Source organism: Arenibacter arenosicollis, assembly GCF_014397245.1.
Lineage (GTDB): Bacteria > Bacteroidota > Bacteroidia > Flavobacteriales > Flavobacteriaceae > Arenibacter > Arenibacter arenosicollis.
On the sequence record NZ_JACLHY010000003.1, the window covers coordinates 253809 to 271816 of the forward strand.

The window sequence follows — 18008 nt, forward strand, 5'->3', positions numbered from 1 at the left end:
TTCCAACTTATACTACAAAGCCAGGTCTGTAATTTCTTGTTACAAACTGGTTTGCTTCCTCAAGGTTGGTAATACGCATGTTCTCTCCGTCCCAAAGCAATTTCTTTCGGGCAAAGAACTCCATCTTACCTTTTTCATTTTCCCTCTGCAACAAATAACTGCGAATGGCCAAATTCCCCATAAGAACAGTCTCTGTCATAGGTCCCGCATAGTCGAAGGAAGAAGTTAGACCAAGATGTTCCTTACTGCCAAATCCAGCTTTACAGGCATCTACCCAAAGACGCTGATGTCCGTATTCCGGTTCATCATTGGGCTCTACTTCGGGACCGAAATCCGTTGAGCCATCATTCATATACAATTTTGGCATCAAAGGGGAACTATCGTTAATATTGGTAGAGATAATTCCCTTTTCCCCGATAATCAATACCCCATTCTGACTTCCATGTCCACCAATCTCATGATCCGCAGGTATAATTTCTGGATGTGCAGGTCTAATCCCACCATCGCTCCAGGTCATTTCTATTGGTGACTGACTCTTTTCCGTAGCTCCAAAGTGCAATGTTATATAAGAGGAAGCCGGACATCCTTCTGGATGATAATCGGCATTCCACATATTGGTGTATACAGCACCTACACTACATTCAGCATCTGTTGGATACTTTAGTCCCAAAGTTCTGAAAGGAATATCGATCAGGTGACATCCTACATCTCCCAAAGCTCCTGTGCCGTATTCCCACCATCCTCTCCATCCGAATGGATGCAAATTGGGGGTGTATGGCTTAAATTCCGATGGTCCCAACCATAGGTCCCAATTAAGGTCTTTTGGTTTGGCACTTGGATCTGGTTTAGGAAATGCGCCTCCCTGTGGCCAAACTGGCCTATTGGTCCAGACCTGTACTTTTGATATCTTTCCAAGGTCCCCGGAATCTACCCATTTTTGTACCATGCCCAATAACGGATTGGAACCTCCTTGGTTCCCCATTTGAGTCACGATTTTTTTACTTCTTGCCATTTCGGTCAGCATTCTTGCCTCCCGTATATTGTGGGTCATGGGTTTTTGAACATATACATTTATCCCACGCTCCATAGCATAGGCCGCCGCCGGTCCGTGCACATGATCTGGCGTGGAAATAGTTACGGCATCAATACCCTTTTCCTTGTCCAACATCTCTCTGAAATCAGCATAAAGCTTGGCTTTAGGAAACAGTTCCACGGATTTCTTGGCAGAACCTGAGAAATCCACATCGCACAAGGCTACTACCTTTTCCCTACCTCCAACAGAGGCATTGCGAATGTCACTGGCTCCTTTACCTCCGGCGCCAATGGCCGCAATATTCAATCGGTCACTCGGGGCCGTATAACCAACGCCTCCTAGTACATGCCTGGGCACGAAAAAGATAGAGGAAGCCATGGCTCCTTTTTTGATAAATGATCTGCGTGAATCGACAGACTTTTTAGGTTTTTCTTTTTTCATAATTATTGATTATTACATTTTTACATTGTCAATTATATTCATCAAAACATCTTCCTTAACCGGAGCAACTACAAAAGCAATCTTACAGTCCCAGTTATAACCGCCTTAGGGATATAGCAAGATATAACATAATAATAGACCTTATCTCCGAGATTTTCTCAAATACTACTACAATTTTAACCCTAATTAAGAACCATGACCCTCTGAAAATGAAAAGTTTATAAAATGTAGTATAAAATTCCTGTAATTTTATTTTAGCTTACCCCGGTGAAGTTACATATCCACTTCCTCCCTGTTATCCCAATTACTAGAAGTAACAATGTTACAGGAGCTGACACCACATACTTAGAGCCTAATCCATTAAGAATTACTTCTACCCAGTAACAATATGTCCTACATCCTGAAATAATCTTTCCTATTGTCACCATTACGGCAACACCACATTATATTTAAAAAGTATTCGTGTAATTAATCCAAATCCCCACCGTCTATTTATTTATGCCGGCGGATTCAATTATTCTAATTCCATAAGATTATTATCTATGATTTTTGTACTTCTTTTTGTAGTGGTATGTTTTCTTGCATATAGCAATGGGGCCAATGATAATTTTAAAGGTGTGGCCACCCTCTTTGGCAGTGGGACCACAAATTACAGTCGGGCCATAAATTGGGCAACGCTGACGACTTTTCTTGGTTCTGTTACCGCCATTTTTCTGGCTAGTTCGCTGGTCAAAAACTTCTCAGGCAAGGGTTTGGTGCCAGATGCTTTGATACAGACCCCTGAATTTGCAGTATCAATAGCCCTAGGCGCGGGAATCACAGTGTTCTTAGCCACAAAAATAGGGATGCCTATTTCAACTACACATAGTTTGGTAGGCGGACTTTTCGGTAGTGGAATTGTGGCTGTCGGAAGTGCATTTAATTTTAGTCTGCTAGGCAGCACATTTATAATGCCCCTAATTCTGAGTCCATTGATGGCTACCGTCGCCAGTATGGTAGCCTATCTCCTTTTTAGACGATTACGCGTTTTCTTTGGAGTCAATAAACAAATGTGTATTTGCATAGGCCAAGAATACGTACCTATTGTCAACAATTTAAATAAGGTAAATCCTGTGGCTGATTCCATTACCTCATACAAATCAATTAATATAGATAAGGAACAAAACTGCATTGAACGCTATCAAGGAGCCTTTTTGGGTTTAAATGCCCAAAAACTATTGGATGTTGCCCATTTTTTAAGTGCAGGGGTAGTTAGCTTTGCCAGAGGTTTAAACGACACCCCTAAATTGGTAGGTTTGCTCATTGTAATAAATAGCCTGTCCATAGAATGGGGCATGGTTGCCCTGGCCTTCGCAATGGCAATTGGAGGACTATTGAACGCAAAAAAAGTAGGCGAAACCGTAAGTAAAAAAATAACACCAATGAATCATGGGCAAGGATTTACGGCCAACCTTATTACAGGTCTTTTGGTAACCACCGCAAGTATACATGGCCTTCCCGTTTCCACGACCCATGTCTCCGTGGGCTCAATTTTTGGAATTGGCAGTGTAACCAAAAAGTCGGATATAAAAGTTATCCGCAATATTGTTCTTTCTTGGATATTGACATTACCTATAGCAGCCCTAATAAGTGCAATAGTCTTTTCTTTGTTATCCTATGTATTTTAACCCTTCTTAATCAAAGCCTCGGTTTTAAGGACATAAATACGACTTTCCTTTTCCTTAAAGCCTAAACTCTTATAAAGATTAATAGCCTCAATTCTCTTATCGGCACTGAAAAGAAGGATTTCGGTAAGTCCTTTCTCCTTTCCCACGGTTACCAATTTTTCCATGAGCTTCCTGCCAATACCTTGGCCTCTGTGCTCTACATCCACAACCACATCCTCTACCCAACCTTTAATTCCGGATATAACAGTATAGGTGCACATTAAGGCCATTCCCAAAACCCTATTACCTTCCTTACAATATACTAGACATATGGGGTTCTCTGGATCAAGCACATGTTTAAGATCAATTTGCTTTATGTCGGCATTCAACTGGCGGAACAATCCGGCCAATTGTTGTTCCATATCAGGATTTACGTCTGACTCTTGTAGTAGGGCTATTTTCATGGGTTCTTATTTAATCTTTAATATTATAAACTTAGGGTTATGATAATTTGCAAAATTAATTAAACTTATTTGGTCATACTTAATAGCCTTCCTTCTTTTGGTAAACCTTAACATAGTCGACCATAAATACATCGGGGAAAATGGTTTTTAACACCTCTTCCTTTTTGCTTGGATATTCCATGCTCAGGATCATATACTCCTCAATATTCGAAATACCGGTAGTGACCTCATAATACTTATAGCCATCCACATAAAAAATATATTTATCCGGAAACCATTCTAGCCCAAAGGTGTGAAACCCCAAACTTACCCCCCTGCGATAGCTCTGCATACCCTTGGTAGATTGCTGGTTGGGTCCGTAGGCCCAATGAACATTGTGTGACACAATATCGGTTCCCAATTTTTTAAAAAATTCCATCACATCTATTTCGGCCCCAAATTTGGCCGGATCCTCCCCTTTACTAATCCCGGGTGACTGCAACCAAAAGGCCGCCCATACTCCCTCTGACTTCTGTAATTTGGCCCTACATTCGTAATAACCATATTTGGACATAAACTTCCCTTGGGTACCCACAGCGGAACCCAACAGTGAATCCCCCTTTTTAAGGGCATATAATTTTAGATATCCCTTTTCCACTTTAACCGCTTCTTCGGAAACATAGGCAATAGCTCTAGGACCAATACCTCTTACGGCCCATTTAGTGGTATCCAATGTTTTCCCCTTAAATTGATCTTCCCATATCAATTTATATCCCACTTTCTCGGGATTAAACCGCTTTTTGGACATAGGCCCTTGTGCAGGCCGTTGCGCCATGGCAAAACTTGCTAAAAACAGGAAGCACAATAAAGATGTTAATTTCATTTAATTAGATTTATAGCTTTTACTTGCCTGGAGGCAGGAACTATTTGCGGCCCATACTCCAATTTCAAGCGGCATAAATAATCACTGACATAATACCATTGCCAAAACACGGCCGAGATACCCAAGAATTCAGGGGTTATAACCAACAGCAAGGTAACAAAACTGAATCTGCATCTTCTAGCAGATTCTATCAAAAACTGCCATAATCTTAACCCTAAGCTATAATATTTTGGTGTATCCCTAACGGGCCGGGCTATACGCTACAAGTCCTCGGCTTTCTGCCTGTGGGCTTTTCACTGCTATCCCTTACACAAGGGGGTGAAAAAGTATAGTTGGTTCTTATTATGAACGCCAAAGGTCATTAGTTGAAAAGGAATTATTATCTTCCTATTTCAATAGACCAATTAATCCTGAATAATCCAAATAACTGCCATATGAAACTACGCTTCCTTCTGTTTGCTACCCTTGTTGTTACTCTTCTGGCTTGCAAATACAATCAAAAACCCAAGGAAAACATTAAGGAAAATCAACTAACTGTCAAAGATATTAAAGACTCCGTGCCCTTCCCTGCCGAATTGGTCCAATTTCAAACCCCAACAGAAAATCCTGTTTTTACGGGTTCCGGCCCGGATTCCTGGGATCAAAAAATTAGGGAAAGGGGATATATTTTAAAAGAAGGGGATACCTACCATATGTGGTATACTGGCTTCCGCACGGAAAAGGAGTCGCTCTCCTTAGGTTATGCAACCTCGCTGGATGGAATCAGCTGGACCCCTTATCCGGACAACCCAGTTTTTAGTAAAAGTTGGACGGAGGACATGATGGTAATAAAGGTAGACGATACCTATCACATGTTTGCCGAAGGGAAAAACGACGTAGCCCACAGACTAACTTCAACTGATCGCATACATTGGACGGACCATGGCTCCCTTGACATGCGTAATGCCAACGGTTCACCTTTAAGCAAAGGACCATATGGCACACCAACGGTTTGGCGGGAAAACGACACTTGGTATTTGTTCTATGAGCGAAATGACCTGGGCATATGGCTCGCCACTTCCAAAGATTTAAAAGTATGGACCAATGTACAGGATGAACCTGTAATAAATATGGGTCCTGAAGAGTATGATCAATACGGTGTGGCCGTAAACCAGATCATTAAATACAAAGGATGGTATTATGCTTATTACCATGGCACCCCTTTTGAAGACTGGAGTCTTTGGTCCACCAATGTAGCGGCGTCAAAAGACTTGTTACATTGGAAAAAATATCCCCAAAATCCGATAATGGAAGAGAACAGATCCAGTGGCATCCTAGTTCCGGATGGAGACCAGTTTAGACTTTATACCATGCATAATAAGGTGGAGGTACATTTTCCAAAAAGTACCGAAAACAACTAAAAACTACTTCTTTATACGCCAATTTTATTCCTTTAGCAGAGTAGTTCTAGATTATCCTTTCAAAACAAAGAATTAAACCGCATGGTTGGTTTTCGTTATAAAACGGGCCGAAGTGAACTACATAGCTTCGATATAAAACGAAACAAGATCTATGAAATACCTATAATTTACAGTTAAGATGAAAAATTGTAGGGAAAAACGACTACCCGGTCTAATTGGACTGTGTAAAATGGATCAAATTATTAGGCTGTTCAGACTGATTATTGTTGGATTGGAAGTTGATACAAGTTCCCAAGTCATACAATAACACCTAAGTTCAATTATTTGCGTGCCGTTGAATCCGTTTCCCCGATTCGGCACCAACATTGGAAAGGTTTCATTGGAATCCAAACAAAAAAAAGTCCTGCGAGGTTGTTACCGACACACTAAAATGAATTTTAGGTTGGTTAATTCGGTGTCAATTAAACCTTGCAGGACTACAGTAAAAGTTGGTGGTTATTAAAAATTACAAAGCATTGGTATTAAACTTTGTGCTGTATTTGCCTGAGAGTTATTTTCTCTTCAAACAGTATTCGATTCCGCCGACCAAATGTTGACGAAAATTAAGATCGTCAAAAGCCTCATCAGTATGTCCCAAGCCTGTATAGAAGGCCCTACCTCCGTCATACTCATGATACCATGCAATGGGGTGGTTGTCCCCATTTTTACCCCCTTCATAGGAGCTTTCGTCCATCTTCATGAGCACATTAAGATCCGGATTTATGTTTTTGTAATTGTACCATTCATCAAAATGCGTCCAAATATTGGCCAAATGTTTGGTAGCAGGATGGTTATGATCCACAACGTCTATCGTGGCCGTTTGTTGTTTGGGGTGACTTAAAAAATAAGCCCCGACCAATTTGCCGTACCATGGCCATTCATATTCTGTATCAGCCGCAGCATGCACCCCCATAAAACTTCCTCCATTTTGAATGTATTTCTCAAAAGCTGTCTGCTGCTCATCGCCCAACACATCCATGGTAGTACTTAAAAATACCACCAGTTTAAACTTCTTAAGATTATCGCTGTTAAACTGAAGTGAATCCTCTGTATGGGTAACGGCAAAATTATTGGCTACACCCAATTTTACGAAAGTAGCTACCCCCTTTTCTATAGACTTATGTCGAAATCCGTTGGTTTTGGTAAATACCAATACCCGATCTTTGGCCAATGTATTCGCGGATATTATTTTTTCCGGGATTTGTACTGGCTTAGTATGTAAATTCGGGTTTATGGTAACCTCTTCCTGAATCCTCGTACTGCCACAACCAACCACAAAAACTAGTGCTATTAATGTAATAGTACATTTATATAAGCTCATAAAAATTATTGATTTTCAAATTAGAATTTCTAAATATCCAAAATTTACTGCAACAAAACACAAAATTTACTAATATTTCCAAAATTATTTACAGTTTTCACAATAATGCCCCTACATGTTAAAAATTAAATTTCCAAAACCTTGCATAGACTCCCTTACCATAACACTAATAAACCCAAGGGAAGAGAATTGTTTGGATAATCCCTAATCGACTAAAATAAATCTGGGAACCACATAAATCATAAATAAGTAACCTATCCGTTGGCCAAAGACATCAGGTATTTTTTAGGAGTGGTGCTATACTTTTTCTTAAAGGCTGCAATAAAGTGACTGGAGGTACTATAGCCCACCTTCAGCCCCACCTCGTTTACATTATGTTTCCCCGATTCCAACATTTTACGGGCATATTCCATTTTGTAATCGAATAAAAAACTATACACGGAATCCCCATAGATCTGCTTGAAGCCTTCTTTCAATTTTTTCAGACTAAGTCCAATTTCTTCGGAAAGATCCTGTAAGCTGGGTGGTTCCGCCATTCTAGAAATAATTATTTCCTTGGCATTCCTAATTCGCTTAACGTTGTCCTCATCCACCAAAAAAGGACATTGCTCCACATCGGCATCCTGACTTTTATTAAAATAAAGTGAAATTAGCTCGTAAACCTTTCCTTTTATATACAACTCCTTAATGGAACGATGTAGGTTATAATTCATAACCTGACTCAGAACTACTGCTATCGCAGGGGATACGGCTTCCTGTGAATAATATTTCTTATCCTTATTGTCAGAACTTAAAAAAGGAATATAGTCCGCCTCCTTGGAAAATAAAGAGTGGAACTTGCGAATGGTCATTACAATAGAGACCATCCAAGAATTGGCATTTAAGACAAGATTAAGGGGTAGGTCTACCTGGGTATTGTACAACAAGAGGGAATTATCTTCCGAGACTTCCAAGGCATATCTGCCTTCATTAAATATAAACTTGGCTCCGCCCTTTAAACAGAAATGAAACTGTATAAAAGAACTATCGATCTCACGCGTAACCGTCTGATTGTAAATACTATCGTTCTGAATTTTCAATACATAAAAACCATCTTCAATCAATACTTCCTCAAAAGACCCTTGAGCGATATTTTCTTCCTCCATGTCGACTTTATATTAAATTTACCTATTTAGAAACATTCTAAATTAACCAAGGTATAATTCTCCTTAACACTGCTAAAATATAGTATTTCAAGCGTTTTGATATATAAAATAGCGTTAAAAAACCACAAACGATACTTATTGTTCCTCTAGCGTTATTTTTATTTGGCTGATGCCCCTAAATTTGTGGCGCTCTCAAGAGTACTTATGAAAGATTATCACATTTCCAAACATAGTTCGTTATATACCATTGGCCTAAACTACAAAAAGGCCGATGCCGAAGTGCGTGGTAAATTTAGCTTGGATGAGAATGCCATAGACCGACTATTGGAACAGGCTAAACTCATTGGGATAGACGGACTATTGGTGACTTCAACCTGTAACCGTACCGAATTACATGGGTTTGCCCAACATCCCTTTCAACTTATAAAATTATTATGCGATAATACTCAGGGCACCGTGGAGGAATTCCAAGAGGTGGCCTATGTGTATAAGAATAACGACGCTATAAACCATCTTTTTAGGATGGGCACAGGATTGGATAGCCAGATTTTGGGCGATTTCGAAATTATTAGTCAGTTAAGACAAAGTTTCAATCGATCCAAAAAACAAAACATTGCCAACCCGTTCTTGGAGCGTTTGTGCAATTCGGTAATCCAAGCCAGTAAAAGAATAAAAAACGAAACCGATATCTCCTCTGGTGCTACATCAGTTGCTTTTGCTTCGGTACAATACATCATAAATAATATCCCTGATATCTCAGAAAAGAATATTCTGTTGTTCGGGACCGGGAAAATAGGTAGAAATACCTGTGAGAATTTAATTAAGCATACTAAAAATTCCCACATCACCCTAATAAACCGTACCAAGGATAAGGCGGAGCGTATAGCTGGGAAATTTAATTTAATAGTGAAGAACTACGGGGACCTACAAACCGAAATCCGAAATACCGATGTTCTTATTGTAGCTACCGGTGCCCAATCACCCACTATTTCAAAAGAATTGATCTACACTAAAAAACCTTTGTTGATCTTGGACCTGTCCATTCCCAAAAATGTATCGGACGATGTATCAGATTTAGATAATGTAACTGTAATTCATCTAGATCACCTATCGCAAATGACCGATGATACGCTGGAAAAAAGAAAAGAATCCGTGCCCCGGGCAGAAGTGATTATTGAGGAAGTAAAGGAAGAATTTATTAAATGGTTGGAAACTAGGAAGTTTGCTCCGGTCATCAAGGCTTTAAAGAAAAAATTAAAGACCATGAAAGATGAGGAATTGGACTTCCAAAGCAAAAAGCTAAGCGATTTCAATTCTGTTCAAGCCGATATTATCTCGGAACGCATCATTCAGAAAATTACCAAACAATTTGCCAATCACCTTAAAGACACCGAAATAGATTCCGATACCAGTTTAGAGCTTATACAACGAGTTTTTCAACTAGAATTGGAGTCTAAATGAGTAAAACGATAAGAATTGGCACCCGTGATAGTCAGTTAGCACTCTGGCAAGCCCACACCGTTCAGGACCAATTAGAGGCTTTAGGCTTTACCACCGAAATAATTTCCGTAAAATCTACTGGGGACCTATTGTTGGACAAGCCCTTGTACGAACTTGGCATCACCGGAATATTTACCAAAACATTGGACATCGCCATGATCAATGGCACTGTTGATATCGCCGTGCATTCCATGAAAGACGTACCTACCCGCCTTCCCAAAGGAATTGTACAGAGCGCGGTACTCCCAAGAGCAAATACCCAAGATATATTAGTTTACAAAGATTTGGATTTTTTAAAATCCAACGGTACCATTGCCACCGGAAGCTTACGAAGACAGGCGCAATGGTTGCATAAATACCCATCTCACAAGGTTGTGGATATACGGGGAAACGTAAACACCCGACTTCAAAAACTTGAGGACAATCCTTGGAACGGGGCTATCTTTGCCAAGGCAGGTTTGGAGCGTATTGAGGTTTTACCGCCAAACCATATAGACTTGGATTGGATGGTGCCCGCACCGGCACAAGGGGCCATGGTTGTTGTTAGCATGGAAAATGATGCGTTTTCAACAGAGGCTGTTCGTAAACTAAACGATTCCACCACAGATATTTGTACCTATGTAGAAAGGGAGTTTCTGCAAATATTGGAAGGGGGCTGTACTGCACCCATAGGGGCTTTGGCCAAAATAGAACAGGATAACCTCAATTTTGAAGGTATACTACTTTCCTTGGATGGCAAACAGAAATTAATGGTCAAAAAATCTATTCCCGCCAATGAATATATCAACTTTGGTAAGCTGTGTGCCCAAGAAGTGTTGAACAACGGCGGCAAGGAATTGATGGTGGAGATAAAAAAGGAATTGGCATGACCCCAGCTTGGGAATTACAAACCAAAGTATCATGAGCATGACCGTTCTTTCTACAAAAATTCTAACAGCCTCCCAAAAAGCAATACTGACCAATGCCAATATTAAAGTGGAAGAGTATGACGCCATCAATATAGAATACTTAACTCCCAATATAGACCCAGTTTTCAAAAATATCATATTTACTAGCCAAAATACCGTAAAGGCTTTTCTAAAGATAATGGGTCCTCTAAACGTCAAAAAAAAATCCTATTCTGCTTTTTGCGTTGGCGAAAAAACAAAGTCGGTTTTAGAGAAAAATGGCATTAATGTCTTGGAAATGACTAATTATGGAGCAGAATTGGCCAAAATTATGGTAAATAAGCACCCAAATGAAACTTTTTTGTTTTTGTGCGGTGATAAACGTCGGAATGAAATTCCCTCCTATCTAGCAAAACACAAGGTGGCATTTAAGGAGCAGACCGTATATCAAAATACCCCAAATCATCTTACCTTTGACACCGATTTTGATGGTATTCTGTTTTTTAGTCCCAGCGGTATTGAAAGCTTTACAGCTAGGAATAATTTAAAGAATAGTGTTGCTTTTTGTATTGGTACTACCACCGCCTCGGAAGCCGAAAAACACACCAAAAATATAATTATTGCCCAAAAACCAACGATAGAAAGTGTCTTGGAAAGGGTTATAGATACTTTAAAAATAAAAAGCAATTAAACCGGCATACACAACAACTATCCCTTAACGGAATATAATCAAGGGGCAGTTTAAAATGGGTAAGCAAGAAGAACACCTAAATATTATGAGCATTAAAAACGATTTATTCTTAAGAGCATTAAAAGGAGAAACCGTAGAGCGCCCACCAGTTTGGATGATGCGCCAGGCAGGAAGATATCTACCGGAATTTATGGCAATCCGCGATAAGTACGACTTCTTTACCCGCTGCCGTACGCCGGAATTGGCCAGTGAAATTACGGTACAGCCCATACGCCGATACGGCATGGATGCCGCAATTTTATTCAGTGATATTTTGGTGATTCCCCAAGCGATGAACATAGAGGTGCAGATGAAACCTAATTTTGGCCCTTATTTGCCAAATCCGGTAACGGACCAAAAAGGTGTGGACGAAGTTATTGTCCCTGATGTAAATGTTGAATTGGACTACGTAATGCAGGCCATAAAAGCGACAAAGGAACTATTGAACAATGAAATCCCCTTAATCGGCTTTGCAGGTTCACCTTGGACCATTTTATGCTATGTTGTACAAGGGCAGGGTAGCAAAACCTTTGACAAAGCCAAGGAATTCTGTTTTACCAATCCAGTTGCGGCACATCAGCTACTGCAAAAAATCACCGATACTACCATTGCCTATCTAAAGGCAAAAGTTAAAGCCGGTGTCGATGCCGTACAGGTATTCGATTCTTGGGGAGGTATGTTGTCACCAGTAGATTACCGGGAATTTTCGTTCCAATATATACAACAGATTATAGATGCCCTTAAGGACGAGGCTCCCGTAATCGTTTTTGGTAAAGGATGCTGGTTCGCCTTGGGCGATATGGCCAAATCAGGAGCTGCTGCCCTTGGAGTGGACTGGACCTGTTCCGCGCGCAATGCACGTTACCTTTCAGGGGGCAATATAACCCTTCAGGGTAATTTTGACCCGGCAAGATTGCTTTCTCCTCCGGCAGTAATCAAAAAAATGGTAACCCAAATGATCAATGAATTTGGCAAGGATAAATATGTAGTAAATCTTGGTCACGGTATTTTGCCCAATGTTCCCTTGGACAACGCCAAGGCCTTTATAGATGCGGTAAAGGAGTACCAACAGAATTAGATGGGCGTATCCCTTTTTTTCTTCCTTTCAGGAAAAAAGGGTCGCCCTTTCCGTTATATCTTTTATTTTTATGGAAGCATTATTTCGGGGCACCGTTTAAAACTCTAAAATTACGCCCCTAGAAGCATTCCTACCGATAAAAATAAAAGGATGTCACTACAATCGCTTACGCAAAATCAATAGTATGACCAAACATATACTGAGCGGTATTAAAGCCTATTTTGGCACCTTTAAAATCCTTTCCCAATTGGGGCTTTGGCGCTATTTTTGGATTCCCATATTGATCAGCGTAGTAATAGCCATTATAATTTTTACCTCTGCTTATGGGCTATCCGACAATATTGGCGGATTTCTTTCACAATGGTGGACTTGGGACTGGGGAAAGCAAACAGTAATCCTGATCAGCGAAATCTTTGGTGGTCTTCTTATTATTGTGTTTGGCTTTATATTGTACAAACATATTGTCATGGCACTTTCTGCGCCTTTTATGAGCCCAGTTTCAGAAAAAATAGAAGCACACTTATTGGGAAACTCGGCAGAAAAACATAGAGATACTACTTTCGGGGAACAACTATGGCGCGGAATCCGTATCAACCTAAGAAACTTGATTATGGAAATTTTGTTGACCATCCCTCTTTTATTAATTGGTCTAATTCCGGTAATAGGATTGGTTTCAACTGTGCTTATATTTCTAATACAGGCCTATTATGCCGGTTTTGGCAATATGGACTATACTTTGGAGCGACATTTTAAATACGCCGAAAGTCTAAATTTTGTTCGAAAGAACAAAGGCATTGCTATAGGCAACGGAATTGTCTTTATGTTCTTTCTTTTTATTCCCGTAATTGGTGTAATTCTAGTGCTGCCACTATCGGTTACCGCTGCGACCATAAGGACAGTAGAACTATTGAAAGTGGAAAAAGAAATTAGTTGACCCCCAAGACTTGCAAGGTTGAGAAACTGGCAAGACCTGCAAGGTTTCCAAAACCTTGTAGGTCTAAAAACATGAAGCATAAATAACGATTGGCTGATAGCACAGGAACAATACCTACAAGGTCGGGAAGACCTTGCAGGTTAGGTTATCAACAAAACGAAAACCAAGACCTGCAAGGTTGAGCAACTGGCAAGACCTGCAAGGTTTACAAAACCTTGTAGGTCTGAAAACATGGCGCATAAATAGCGAATGGCTGATTGCACAGGAACAATACCTACAAGGTCGGGCAGACCTTGCAGGTTAGGTTATCAACAAAACGAAAACCAAGACTTGCAAGGTTGAGAAACTGGCAAGACCTGCAAGGTTTCCAAAACCTTGTAGGTCTAAAAACATGAAGCATAAATAACGCATGGCTGATAGCAAAGAAAAGAAACAATACCCACAAGGTCGCGAAGACCTTGCAGGATAGGTAACCAACAGAACGAAAACCAAGACCTACAAGGTTGAGCCGCTGGCAAGCTTGCAAGGTTTACAAAACCTTGTAGGTCTAAAGAAGAAAAAAAATGAAACTCGAAAAGCTCGAAAAAGACCACTACTATCATATTTACAACCGGGGAATAAACGGTGGCCCAATATTTAAATCCAACGAAAACAAAAGCTACTTTCTAAAGTTGATTAACAAGTATTTGTCCAACAAAGTTTCCATTCTTGCATATTGTTTAATGGACAATCATTACCATATGGCAATCCAGGTCATTGAAGAAGAAAAAATGGTCACACAATCATTTTCAAATCTTTTCAATGCTTATGCCAAAGCATTTAATAAGATGCACAATAGAACGGGTAGTCTCTTTGAAAAACATTTTAGAAGGATTAAAATTGGTGACACTAATTATTTGAGGAACCTGATAATCTATATCAATACAAACCCGGAAAGTCATGGAACCACCAAAGATTTTAAAACATACCAATATTCGTCTTATCAGACCACTATTTCCATTCAGAACAGTACCGATTCAGTGCCAATAGCAAAGGAAGAGGTAATAAATCTTTTTGATGATCTAGGGAATTTTGAATATTTGCATAATCAAAAAACAAGCTTAGGTCTAGACAAATTGAACTGGGATTAATGACCTGTAAGGTTGAGCCGCTGGCAAGACCTGCAAGGTTTCAAAAACCTTGTAGGTCTAAAGACATGAACATAAATAACGCATGGCTGATAGCAAAGAAAAGAAACAATACCTACAAGGTCAGGAAGACCTTGCAGGATAGGCAACCAACAGAATGCAAAACAGGACCTGCAAGGTTTCAAAAACCTTGTAGGTCTAAGAACAAAAAAAGACACATGAAAGATAAATTTTACGCATACATCCAACAACTACAGGATAGGATTACTGCCAAATTGGAAGCCGTAGATGGTGAAGCCAAGTTTAGGGAAGACATTTGGGAGCGACCGGAAGGCGGCGGTGGCCGATCAAGGGTTATAGAAAATGGAGCTGTTTTTGAAAAAGGCGGTGTTAACATTTCTGCCGTTCACGGAGCCTTGCCACAAAGCATGCAAAATTATTTTGGCGTTAAGGATGCCGATTTTTTTGCCTGTGGTCTCAGCCTAGTTATCCACCCGAAGAATCCCATGGTTCCAACAGTACATGCCAATTGGCGCTATTTTGAAATGTACGACAAGCAAGGCAAATTGGTAGATCAATGGTTTGGTGGCGGACAAGATCTTACCCCCTACTATTTGTTTGATGAGGATGCCAAACACTTTCATACAATTTGCAAAAATGCTTGCGACAAGCACAATCCGGAATTCTACAGTACATACAAGGCAAAGTGCGACGATTATTTTTGGAATACACATAGGAACGAAGCCAGGGGTATAGGCGGATTGTTTTATGATTACTGTAAAGCCAACACAGAGATGTCCATGGAAGATTGGTACAATTTTGAAACCGAAGTAGGCAATAGTTTTTTAGAGGCCTATATCCCCATTGTAGAAAAACGAAAAGACTTGTCCTACTCGAAAGAACAGCGGGATTGGCAAGAAATTCGAAGGGGACGTTATGTAGAATTTAACTTGGTGCATGACAAGGGTACACTCTTTGGCTTAAAGACTAATGGCCGAATAGAAAGCATATTAATGAGCCTACCTCCCCATGTACAATGGGTATATGACCATCACCCAGAAAAGGGAAGTGAAGAAGAGCGTTTATTGAATGTTCTTGCCAAACCCAAGGAATGGGTATAGCAAACCTAAATATAGGATTATGAGTAAAAAAGGTAAAGAAAAAAATACGGCCAACAAGGCAAAACACAGCAAACTCCTCAATAGAAAGAAAAACAAGCTTAAGAAAGAAAAGGACACCCGTAAAGAGCGACTAAAAGCTATTATTGCACAGCATCGGGAAAAGGGCAATAAAGAGGATACGAATTAGTCATATTAGGCAATAGAACCATAATCACTAAAAGAAAAACCATATAATAAATACCATGAATTGTCCCTGTGGATCTAATAATTCCTTCGCCCAATGCTGCGAAAGAGCTCATAAGGACCTATCGCAGGTCACAATTGCAGAACAATTGATGCGTTCCCGCTATTCGGCCTTCGTTTTGGGCAATGGCAACTATTTAATGGATAGTCACCACTCCACTACTAGGCCCATTAAAGAAAGGAAGTCCATAGAAGCTTGGGCAAAATCCGTAAGTTGGATCAGATTGGAGATTGTGGATAAGGAAAAAGGAGGAATAAACGACCAAAGGGGTACCGTTACCTTTAACGCATATTTTTTTGAAAACGGCAAGGTCGAGGTCATTCATGAAAAGTCGGACTTTGTAAAGGAAAACGGATGCTGGATGTATTTGGGCTTGGCGGAATAATACAAGGATTAACGCAATCCAATTATACAATTTAGGACTTGTTCCACTATCTTTGAATTTTAAAATAAACTAGCAATGTATCCACTTAAAAGAAATAGAAGACTGCGTACCAATGAGGCCATAAGGTCACTGGTCAGGGAAACCATTATCTCTCCAAATGATTTTTTAGTACCACTTTTTGTTGTGGAAGGAAATGGGGTCAAGGAAGAAATTGCATCCATGCCCAATTATTACAGATATAGCCTGGATTTATTGGAAAAAGAAGTCAAAGAACTTTGGGCTATGGGACTAAAATCTGTACTTCTCTTTGTTAAAGTGCCGGACCATTTAAAGGACAATAAGGGCAAGGAAGCAGTAAACCCCAAGGGTTTAATGCAAAGGGCCATTAAAACGGTTAAAAATGCCTGTCCCGAGATGCTCGTAATGACCGACGTGGCATTGGACCCTTATTCCTCTTACGGACATGATGGTATAGTAGAAGACGGACAGATCGTTAACGACGACACCGTGGAGGTTTTGGCCAATATGAGTGTAAGCCATGCCCAAGCGGGGGCCGATTTTGTTGCGCCCAGTGATATGATGGACGGCAGGATATTGAGCATTCGGGAAGCCTTGGAAGATGAAGGGTATAAACACACAGGAATTATGAGCTATAGTGCCAAATATGCCAGTGCATTTTATGGCCCCTTTAGGGATGCCTTGGATTCAGCCCCCGGTTTTGGCGATAAAAAAACCTATCAAATGGATTATGCCAATAGGTTTGAGGCCATTAAAGAAACCGAAATGGACATCGATGAAGGTGCAGATATCGTAATGATAAAACCTGGTCTTTGTTATTTGGATATTGTAAGGGAAATCAAAAATGAGGTGGAGGTTCCCGTAGCCGTATATCAGGTTTCAGGGGAATATGCCATGGTAAAGGCCGCTGCAGAAAAAGGCTGGTTAGATCACGATGCCGTAATGATGGAACAACTAACAGCCATAAAAAGAGCGGGTGCCAATATTATCGCCAGTTACTTTGCCAAGGACGTGGTTCGTGTATTGGGATAATGAACCGTTGAGGTCTCCATTGTCCAATAATAATTTTCAAAGAGAATATTATGGAACCTTAACCTATCTACTAACCATATGAAAAACTTACTTTTTATACTTATTGGTCTTTTTATGAATTCTGTACAGTCCCAAGATATTACCATTCCCACCTTTTTGGAAAAATGGGACAACTCCAAAACCTATTTAGTTGCCATGGCAGAGGCCATGCCCTATGAAAAATTCAATTTTAAGCCTACAGAAAAGCAGATGGGATTTCAAGATCAATTGCTGCATATAAAAAGTAATATGGAATGGTTAAGTAGCACCTATTTCGGTGGGCAACGACCTGACAAGACCAAGGACAGTAACTCTAAATTAACGAAAGAGGAAACCATCCAATCCCTTATTGACGGATTTGATAGGGTGAGCACAATTCTAAAAAACACCCCTTCATCTGCACTTTCTGAAAAAGTTGAATTCTTTGCCGGGAAAAAAACTAAATTGCAAATATTAAATTTGCTGCAGGATCACGTAACCCATCACAGGGGCCAATTAGTGGTGTATTTAAATCTCAATAATATAGAACCCCCAAAATATGTGGGTTGGTAATTAATCTGCT

The 18008-nt window shown here is 40.1% G+C and carries 18 protein-coding genes; 13 read left to right on the top strand and 5 right to left on the bottom strand.

The genetic code is table 11. The features are described from left to right. Nucleotides 1-7: 7 nt before the first annotated feature. The gene (locus H4O18_RS05555; protein ID WP_187582239.1) at nt 8-1474 is read right to left on the bottom strand and encodes a Gfo/Idh/MocA family protein; all 1467 of its coding nucleotides are present in this window, start codon (nt 1472-1474) and stop codon (nt 8-10) included. 542 nt (nt 1475-2016) lie between these two features. Here H4O18_RS05555 and H4O18_RS05560 point away from each other — a divergent pair. After that, nucleotides 2017-3141 carry an inorganic phosphate transporter gene (locus tag H4O18_RS05560; RefSeq protein ID WP_187582241.1) on the top strand — a complete coding sequence of 375 codons (1125 nt, stop codon included), beginning with the start codon at nt 2017-2019 and terminating at the stop codon, nt 3139-3141. Here H4O18_RS05560 and H4O18_RS05565 read toward each other — a convergent pair. After that, the gene (locus H4O18_RS05565; protein WP_187582243.1) at nt 3138-3584 is read right to left on the bottom strand and encodes a GNAT family N-acetyltransferase; all 447 of its coding nucleotides are present in this window, start codon (nt 3582-3584) and stop codon (nt 3138-3140) included. The two genes, H4O18_RS05560 and H4O18_RS05565, sit on opposite strands and share 4 nt — an antisense overlap. A 79-nt stretch (nt 3585-3663) precedes the next feature. Next, a complete protein-coding gene (locus H4O18_RS05570) occupies nt 3664-4446 on the bottom strand; it encodes a glycoside hydrolase family 16 protein (RefSeq protein WP_187582245.1) in 783 nt (260 codons plus the stop codon). Nucleotides 4447-4880: 434 nt separating this feature from the next. On the opposite strand from H4O18_RS05570, the gene H4O18_RS05575 reads away from it, so the two are divergent. Beyond that, entirely contained in the window at nt 4881-5846 is a 966-nt protein-coding gene (locus H4O18_RS05575) for a glycoside hydrolase family protein (RefSeq protein WP_187582247.1), read from the top strand. A gap of 550 nt (nt 5847-6396) precedes the next feature. Here the strand turns inward: H4O18_RS05575 and H4O18_RS05580 are convergent. Together H4O18_RS05580 and H4O18_RS05585 are read right to left on the bottom strand one after the other, a co-directional pair. Beyond that, on the bottom strand, nt 6397-7206 hold the full coding sequence (locus tag H4O18_RS05580) for a ThuA domain-containing protein (protein ID WP_187582249.1): 810 nt from the start codon (nt 7204-7206) through the stop codon (nt 6397-6399). Nucleotides 7207-7460: 254 nt separating this feature from the next. Then, nucleotides 7461-8351, bottom strand: a complete 891-nt coding sequence (locus H4O18_RS05585; RefSeq protein ID WP_187582251.1) for a helix-turn-helix domain-containing protein — start codon at nt 8349-8351, stop codon at nt 7461-7463. 204 nt (nt 8352-8555) lie between these two features. On the opposite strand from H4O18_RS05585, the gene hemA reads away from it, so the two are divergent. The 11 genes from hemA to H4O18_RS05640 all read left to right on the top strand — a co-directional run bounded on the left by hemA (nt 8556) and on the right by H4O18_RS05640 (nt 17998). Further along, entirely contained in the window at nt 8556-9812 is a 1257-nt protein-coding gene (hemA, locus tag H4O18_RS05590; RefSeq protein WP_187582253.1) for a glutamyl-tRNA reductase, read from the top strand. Beyond that, the gene (gene hemC / locus H4O18_RS05595) at nt 9809-10720 is read left to right on the top strand and encodes a hydroxymethylbilane synthase (RefSeq protein WP_187582255.1); all 912 of its coding nucleotides are present in this window, start codon (nt 9809-9811) and stop codon (nt 10718-10720) included. The genes hemA and hemC overlap by 4 nt, the downstream gene beginning before the upstream one ends. A gap of 31 nt (nt 10721-10751) precedes the next feature. Further along, nucleotides 10752-11429 carry a uroporphyrinogen-III synthase gene (locus H4O18_RS05600; RefSeq protein WP_246474021.1) on the top strand — a complete coding sequence of 226 codons (678 nt, stop codon included), beginning with the start codon at nt 10752-10754 and terminating at the stop codon, nt 11427-11429. A gap of 85 nt (nt 11430-11514) precedes the next feature. After that, entirely contained in the window at nt 11515-12546 is a 1032-nt protein-coding gene (gene hemE, locus H4O18_RS05605; RefSeq protein WP_187582386.1) for a uroporphyrinogen decarboxylase, read from the top strand. Between the two features lie 184 nt (nt 12547-12730). Continuing rightward, on the top strand, nt 12731-13480 hold the full coding sequence (locus H4O18_RS05610) for an EI24 domain-containing protein (RefSeq protein WP_187582257.1): 750 nt from the start codon (nt 12731-12733) through the stop codon (nt 13478-13480). A gap of 563 nt (nt 13481-14043) precedes the next feature. Further along, nucleotides 14044-14610: a transposase gene (locus H4O18_RS05615; RefSeq protein WP_187582259.1), complete on the top strand. Its 567-nt coding sequence runs from the start codon at nt 14044-14046 to the stop codon at nt 14608-14610. Between the two features lie 215 nt (nt 14611-14825). Further along, nucleotides 14826-15728 (top strand): oxygen-dependent coproporphyrinogen oxidase, encoded by a 903-nt coding sequence (hemF, locus tag H4O18_RS05620; RefSeq protein ID WP_187582388.1) that lies wholly within the window; start codon nt 14826-14828, stop codon nt 15726-15728. A 19-nt stretch (nt 15729-15747) separates the two neighbouring features. Further along, entirely contained in the window at nt 15748-15915 is a 168-nt protein-coding gene (locus tag H4O18_RS05625) for a hypothetical protein (protein ID WP_187582261.1), read from the top strand. Nucleotides 15916-15970: 55 nt separating this feature from the next. Then, nucleotides 15971-16357: a YchJ family protein gene (locus H4O18_RS05630; RefSeq protein ID WP_187582263.1), complete on the top strand. Its 387-nt coding sequence runs from the start codon at nt 15971-15973 to the stop codon at nt 16355-16357. A gap of 75 nt (nt 16358-16432) precedes the next feature. Then, complete coding sequence (hemB, locus tag H4O18_RS05635) at nt 16433-17407, top strand: porphobilinogen synthase (RefSeq protein ID WP_187582265.1); 975 nt, start codon at nt 16433-16435, stop codon at nt 17405-17407. A gap of 78 nt (nt 17408-17485) precedes the next feature. Next, the gene (locus H4O18_RS05640) at nt 17486-17998 is read left to right on the top strand and encodes a DinB family protein (RefSeq protein WP_187582267.1); all 513 of its coding nucleotides are present in this window, start codon (nt 17486-17488) and stop codon (nt 17996-17998) included. Nucleotides 17999-18008: the final 10 nt, after the last annotated feature.